This is a genomic window from Paenibacillus sp. KACC 21273 (assembly GCF_028736095.1).
Classification (GTDB): domain Bacteria; phylum Bacillota; class Bacilli; order Paenibacillales; family Paenibacillaceae; genus Saccharibacillus; species Saccharibacillus kyungheensis.
Genome location: NZ_CP117876.1, coordinates 2,975,044 through 2,982,864 on the forward strand (window position 1 = coordinate 2,975,044; position 7,821 = coordinate 2,982,864).

Consider the following 7,821-nt stretch of genomic DNA (forward strand, 5'->3'; position numbering starts at 1 on the left):
TCATCCTTTCTGGATTAACATACCTTCTGCCTGATGTCTTATTTCAACTTTCCACTTAACATGTTACTGATCTGATCCAATTGACCAATTGAGAGCTGATTATATGTGAAATCTGTTGGGCTTTGTTCTGTGATCTGCTTGCCTGTACAATGATCGATTAAATGGAGCAAGTGCTTTTGATACATGCTTACTAATTGAGCTACAGTCGCTGTCGTGTATTGATGACGGTTATAATTAAACGTCATTTTTAATTGTCCATGACTTACTATCCCATTAATATCAAAAGCGAATTGGCGCTTCATTTCAGGATGAATTTCAGTTCCTACAGATAGTGTAGAAGATTGGAAAACCGACTGATCTAATAGATTTGTTGATTCGTCAAATTGTCCTAAATAATTAAAACTAATTTCCGGATCTTGAGCAGAATGCAGGATTTCTAGCGCTATTGGATCTTGCTCTATCGTCAAATACCGCAGAATACCATATCCGATCCCTTGATTAGGAACTCTTCTCAATCCATCTTTAATTTCTTTTAATTGATGTCCTAGATCGTCTGCATGCTCTATATTCATTACATGAGGATACATTACTGTAAACCATCCAACTGTTCGTGCAATATCCATATCATTAAATAAAGATTCTCGGCCATGGCCTTCTACACTGACATGAATATGTGATTGACCACTCCACTCATGGAACGTAAGTCCGAGTGCTGTCAGCAAAATATCGTTAATTTCTGTATTATAGGCATGATTTGTTTGTTGAAGCAGACGCTGTGTATTTTCTTTACTAAGCGTCATGACTTCTTCGCTGCTATCCTGTTCGTATCCATTTCCGATAGTAGGTATATCCTGTGGAAGTGGATCTTTTTTCTGTAGCGCTAATGTATTCCAGTATGCCAATTCATTGATTACTTTTTGTCCACCAGCATACTGCTTCAGATGCATAGCCCAATCGGCATAAGAATCACTTTTGGAAGGAAACTCAATAGCATGACCTTGTAACCGCTGCTGATATCCGGTTTCCAAATCTTCCAGTAGAATTCTCCATGATACGCCGTCTATAACTAAATGATGGATGACCAATAACAATTGATCTTCTTGTGAAGTTTGAAATAAACCGATACGGATTAATGGTCCTTGATCCAAAACAAAACCATGTTGAATCATATCTGCTGTTTGTTGAATATGTTCATATGCTTGCGTCTCAGCATATTGAGAGTAATCATAGACATCTAACTGATACAGCCCATGTTCTTGTATACTTCGATGCTGTGCAGATATATGATTTGCCTGTTGGATATAGATCGTTCTCAAGGCATCATGATGAACCACTAATTTGTGAAGCACTTGATTAAGAATATCTATATCAATTCGTTGGATACTTTGAAGCATAACTGCTTGATTATAATGCTGGTGATGAGCAAGATTGTATTGAAAAAAACGCTTTTGGATTGGTGTGAGTAGAGCTTCACCTTGCACTTCATCCTGAGAAATCTGGCGTTGTATTTCACTAATATATGGAGCAATCCCCATAATGTCTGGATAACGGAAAAGGTCACGTATCTCCATCTTCAATCCCTGACGATTAAGACGGGAGGCTATTTGTAATGCTTTGATAGAATCGCCACCGTATTCAAAAAAGTTGTCTGTAATTCCGACTTGCCGAATACCGAGCACTTCTTGCCATATTTCAGCTAATACATGCTGTACTTCATTTTGAGGAGCTTTATAGGTCTGAGTATGACGTTGATTCAAATCAGGTTCAGGTAACGCACGACGGTCAATTTTACCATTCGGTGTTACAGGCATATGATCTAAAAATACAAAGTGAGCAGGTATCATATAATCAGGAACATGTAAAGCTAGAAAAGCACGTAATTCTGCTATTTCCACTTCTCGATTCAAGTCAGGTACAATATATGCACATAACTCTGGCATATCACTTGATGATTGGCGAGTCATCACATGAACTTCGCTAACGACTTCATGACGGAATAAATGAGTTTCAATTTCACCTAATTCTATTCGATATCCGCGAATTTTCACTTGATGATCAATTCGTCCCAAATACTCTAGATTTCCATCGGGTAACCAGCGAGCCAGATCTCCAGTCCGATACATTTTTTGACCGGATATAAATGGATTATTGATAAATTTTTCTGCGGTTAACTCAGGTCGATTTAAGTATCCTCGCGCTAACCCAACTCCTGAAATACACAACTCTCCTGCAACTCCAACAGGCTGTAAATGATATTGTGCATCTACTATAAATAATTGAATGTTATCTATCGGCTTACCGATAGGCACTTTTGTGATTTCACTTGTTGAAGGACAGTCATAATAACTAACATCTACAGTTGCTTCCGTAGGTCCATATAAGTTAATTAACTCTGTCCCATAATGCGCAGTAATCAAACGATTAAATCGCTCTACTAATCTAACGGGTAATGCTTCTCCACTCGCAAACACACGACGAAGGCTCTGAAGTTGATAAATACGTGATGAATTTTCCAATACATCTAGAAAAGCAGACAGCATTGAAGGAACAAAATGCATTGTGGTCACATGATGTTTTTCAATTTCATTTAGAATAACTTCCGGTTCTTTTTCTCCTCCAGGTGGTAAAAGAACCACTTTTGCTCCTACTTCACCCCACCATAGTAATTCCCATACCGACACATCAAAACTAAATGGAGTTTTTTGCAAGATTACATCTTCTGCTTGAAGTGGGTAACGTTTTTGCATCCATTGCAGACGGTTGATCACCGAATGATGTTCAATCATTGCTCCTTTGGGACGACCGGTTGAACCCGAGGTATAGATTACATACGCCAGATTTTTGGAATGACTGCTAGGCAATAGATTAGCTATTGTCTGGTTGTACAGTTCAGTTTCTTCTAATAGAAGAATTGTTCCAGCAAAAGATACAGATTCTCCTAAATGAGATTGTCGTACTAACCATGAAGTACAACTATCTTCCAATACAAACTGAATGCGTTCTTCAGGATGAGATGGATCGATAGGCAAGTAAGCTCCACCTGCTTTGAGAATCCCTAGAATCCCAACTACCATCTCAAGTGAGCGCTCTACCATCAAACCTACAATATCATCAGGTTGTACACCTTGAGCTCTCAATTTCGATGCTAATGTGTTGGCTCTGGCATTTAATTCTGAATAACTTACCTGTCGTTCTCCGCAAATAAGAGCAATATGGTCAGGTGTTTTCTGCACTTGAGTTTCCCAAAGTTGATATAATGTATCATGCTCACCATAAGCTACTGCAGTATCATTAAAAGTAAATAATTGAGCTTGCTCTTCTTGTTGTAATAAAGGCAAATCTGCTATAGATATATCCGAGTTGGATACGATAGCTGATAAAATAGCTCTATAGTGTGTAAGCATTTGTTGCGCTGTTTCTGTACGAAATAATTTGGTTGCATATTCTAATGAAATTATTAATTTATCTGTAAACTCTTCGACGGCTAAGGTTAGATCGAACTTGGCAATACCCATTTCAAAATCAACCGGACGGAATGTCATTCCTTCTACTTCAATCTGTTTCATGCCTGTATTCTGAAGAACAAACATTACATCAAATAAGGGATTACGACTCACGTCCCTCCTTACATTCAATACTTCAACTACTTCTTCAAATGGAATATCTTGATGTTCATAAGCAGTTAATGTTTGTTGCTTGGTCTGCTCAAGCAATTGTGTAAATGTCTGTTCCGGCTTTAAATGAGTACGAATCGGTAAAGTATTAACAAACATACCTATCAATTGCTCTATATCTGGATGTGGTCTACCTGCGATAGGAGAACCAATAATTAGGTCGTGTTGACTGGTATAGCGATACAACAAACTAGAATATGCGGCTAACATTACCATATAAAGTGTAGTTCCTGACTTCGCACATAAATCATAAAGCCCTTGTGTCAGTTCAGAATCCAACTCCTGTATGAGCGTGCTACCTTCAAAGTTTTTCATGACTGGTCGGCTATAGTCAGTAGGTAGATTTAGTACAGGAACATCTTTACCATCATCAAACAACTTTTTCCAATAAGGCATTTGTTTTTCTCTAATCTGCTCCATCTGATTTTGTTGCCATACCGCATAATCTTTATACTGGATGCGTAATTCTGGTAGCTGTTGACCTGCATATAAACGACTAAATTCTTCTACAAATACTTCGATTGATATACCATCTGTAATAATATGATGCATATCTGCTAACAATATATGATGATCTTGTTTGACTTGAATCAATTCTACGCGTAATAAAGGCGCCTGATCTAACGAAAAGGGACGAACAAAAGATTCCATAAGTTGTACGGGATCAGTATGGATGTCTTCTCGATAATCTACTTGAAATTCAACATGAGGATGAATTTTCTGTACTGGCTTACCATCTATAAAGTGGAAAGAAGTCCGTAACGACTCATGACGTTCTACGATGATCTCAAATGCCTTTTCTAAGCGCATTCGATCTAATTTACCTTCAAGCTCTAACATAGCGCTCATATTATACGCTTGTTCGGCATCACCTAACTGATCAATAATAAATAGTCTTTTTTGCGCTGCTGAAACGTCATAATAGGCTTGATTAGGAGCGGACTCTATATCAGCATAACCTTTATCTTCAGCATTTCTGACTAATGGTGCCATCTGACGTATGGTTGGATAAGCAAATACATGACGTATTGGCAATTCGATCCCAAATTGCTTGGTCATTCGTCCGACTAACATGACTGCTTTGAGCGAATGTCCACCCAGTTCAAAAAAGGAATCATCAATTCCAATTCGACTGACATTCAGCACTTCTTGCCATATTTGAGACATTTCTATTTCTGTTGTATTTCGAGGTGGAGCATAAGAAGAAGTAGTCATAGGTGAGCCCGTTGGTGCAGGAAGTGCTTTACGATCTATTTTTCCATTAGGAGTAATCGGTAATACATCCAGATGAATAAAATGCGCAGGAACCATATATGCTGGAAGTTGCTCTACCAACCTTGCTCGTACTTCTTGAGTATGGATAGAACCTGTAGCATAGGCACAAAGGTATTTGTCTCCTTGCTCATCCGTACGATCCGTTACGATCGCTTGCTCTACATTCATCTGTCTCAACAGTACCGATTCTATTTCTCCCAATTCGATACGGTAGCCACGAATTTTCACCTGATAATCTATTCGTCCAATAAAATCAACTTGTCCATCAGGTAACCAACGTGCCAAATCACCTGTACGATATAATCGTTCTTGCTTACGGAAAGGATTGATTATAAACTTCTCTGCACTAAGTTCAGGACGATTCAAATATCCACGAGCAACCGATTGTCCACCTATACACAATTCACCAGCCACACCTACAGGAACTGGGTTAAGATGTTGATCAACGATATAAAAAGAATGATTGGCAAGTGGTCTACCAATAGGAACAGTACCTTTAAGTGGCAAATGATCTAACTTTTCTTCATAAAAGCTAGAGTCAATCGCTGCTTCTGTCACTCCATAACTGTTCATAATACGCATACGCGATCCAAAGCGTTCAAGTAAAAGACGATAATCTTGCACACTACAACTATCCGAACTGGTAATTAATAATTTCATAGCATCCAGTTGAATATGTTGCTCATATATTTCTTTCATCAAAGGTAAAATTAAAGCAGGTGTAGATTCAAACACTGTTATTTCGTGTTTTACTAGATACTGAGATAATGCTGAAGGATCAATGCGAACATCTTGAGGACAGATCACCATCGTTCCACCATTTAAGAAAGTACGTGCCATATCCCCTGCAAATACATCAAAAGAAAAGCTAGCAATCTGTAACAACTTCACATCGAAATCTTTTAGCCGATAGTTATCTCGATATCCATATGCTGTATTGACATATTGATGATGTTCAATCATAACTCCTTTAGCATTGCCTGTTGTTCCAGAAGTATAGATAATATAAGCCAGATCAGAAGTAGATACATCTTCATTGTCAGCGATTACTAGATCTTCTTGCTGTATTTGATATTCGAACTGATCGATACATACGATCTTACCTGTGTATTTATCTTGTTCAATTAGAGATGTAAGATGTGATTGTGTGAGTAACAATTCTGTTCCACTATCTTGTAACATATAAGCAATACGCTCAGCAGGATATGTAGGATCAACAGGAATATAAGCTCCGCCTGATTTCATAACAGCCAATGCGCCAATAATCATCTGTGCCGAACGTTCTACCAAAATAGCAACTGGATGTCCGCGATGTACCCCTTGCTGTCGCAAGACTTGTGCTAATTGATTCGCACGTCGATTCAACTCTTTGTAACTAAGCTCTTCCTGCTCATCTATAACAGCAATATGATCGGGTGTATGCAAAGCTTGCGTTTCAAATAACGCATGGAAAGTAGTCGATTCATAATGAGTATGCGGGCCACTCCACTCTTCTAAAATCTGAATAGATTCTTCTTTCGTTAATATATTTAGTTCACTTATTGCTATTTCAGGTGATTGTATTGCTTGGGTCAATACTTGTATCAGGTGCCCTTCAATACGATTCATAATGACTTGATCATATTTGTGGCGGTTATACGATAATAAAATATGAAATTGTTCTCCATCTTCTATTTCAATATTGAAATCATAAGGTGTCTGTTCTGCTAAATGTGCAGCTTCAATATAGAAGCCTAGTTGTTGTGTCCAGTCATTTTGCTGTACAAAATCCTGTAACGGGTAATTCTCAAATACCATAATATGATCAAGCAATTGTTGCTTCAGTTCGCTACGAGATTGAATCTCTGCTAATGAACAATAATCATAGGTCTGCGCATCAATCATAGATTGGCGAATTTGTTTGAGTAATTGTAGAAATGTCTGTTCTTTAGACATCTGAATACGTACTGGAATCGTATTGATAAAAGACCCTACCATACGTTCAATACCTGGAATCTGTGGTGGTCGACCTGATACAACAGTTCCAAATACCACATCTTCACGCTGATTATATCTTCCAAGAATAATACTCCACACTGTCAAAAACAGATTACTTGCTGTTACTCCATAAGTCTCACTTGTCTGACGAAGCAACTGACTTAATGAAGAAGTTAATTGAAAAGAATGCTCGCCTATTTCATAAGAAGAACTCGAATTATTTTGAAGTTCTTCTTTGTATGCTGACATAGCGCTAGAAGGAATCGTTGATTGTTGATCATACCCTTGTAATAGGGTATGCCAATACGATTGAGCTTCTTCTTCATTTTGTTGCTCTAACCATTTCACATATTGGCTGTATACAACAGGTTCTGCTAATTGAATACTTTGTCCCTGACGCAATGCAGCGTACGCTGTTAATAGTTCTTCCAAAACAATACCCAGACACCAACCATCCATAATAATATGATGAAATGTAAACAAAATGGTATATTGATCAGCACCAGTATGAAGTACAGAAATACGCACTAATAAATCTTTAATTAGATCAAATGGCTTCTGCCGATCTTGCTGGATCTGTGCTTCCCCACGATCTAACGTATGCTTGCAATCGATATATTGAATCGAAATCGAACGCTCTTTAAAAATAATTTGTCGTGGGCGTGCAATATTTTTATGATACAGATTAGAGCGTAATGTCTCATGTCGCTGAATTACGATTTGCATACTTTGCTCTAACAAGGCGTGATCTAATTCACCTGTGACAGATAATTGCACCTGCTCAATATAAGCCGATGAATGAGGTTCCATCATCGAATGAAATAACATGCCCTCCTGTAGAGGAGTAAGATAGATCATTTTTTCAATTTCAAGACGCTTACTCATGATGATCCTC

Annotated in this window: 1 protein-coding gene; it reads right to left on the reverse strand. The window is 38.1% G+C overall.

From position 1 onward, the window contains the following. Positions 1–38: 38 nt before the first annotated feature. Positions 39–7,811: a non-ribosomal peptide synthetase gene (locus PQ460_RS13040; RefSeq protein ID WP_274170061.1), complete on the reverse strand. Its 7,773-nt coding sequence runs from the start codon at positions 7,809–7,811 to the stop codon at positions 39–41. Positions 7,812–7,821 lie beyond the last annotated feature (10 nt).

Bases quoted from the DNA above. Each gene is read 5' to 3' on its own strand.
- PQ460_RS13040 (WP_274170061.1), bottom strand. From the start codon at position 7,811: ATGAGTAAGCGTCTTGAAATTGAAAAAATGATCTATCTTACTCCTCTA.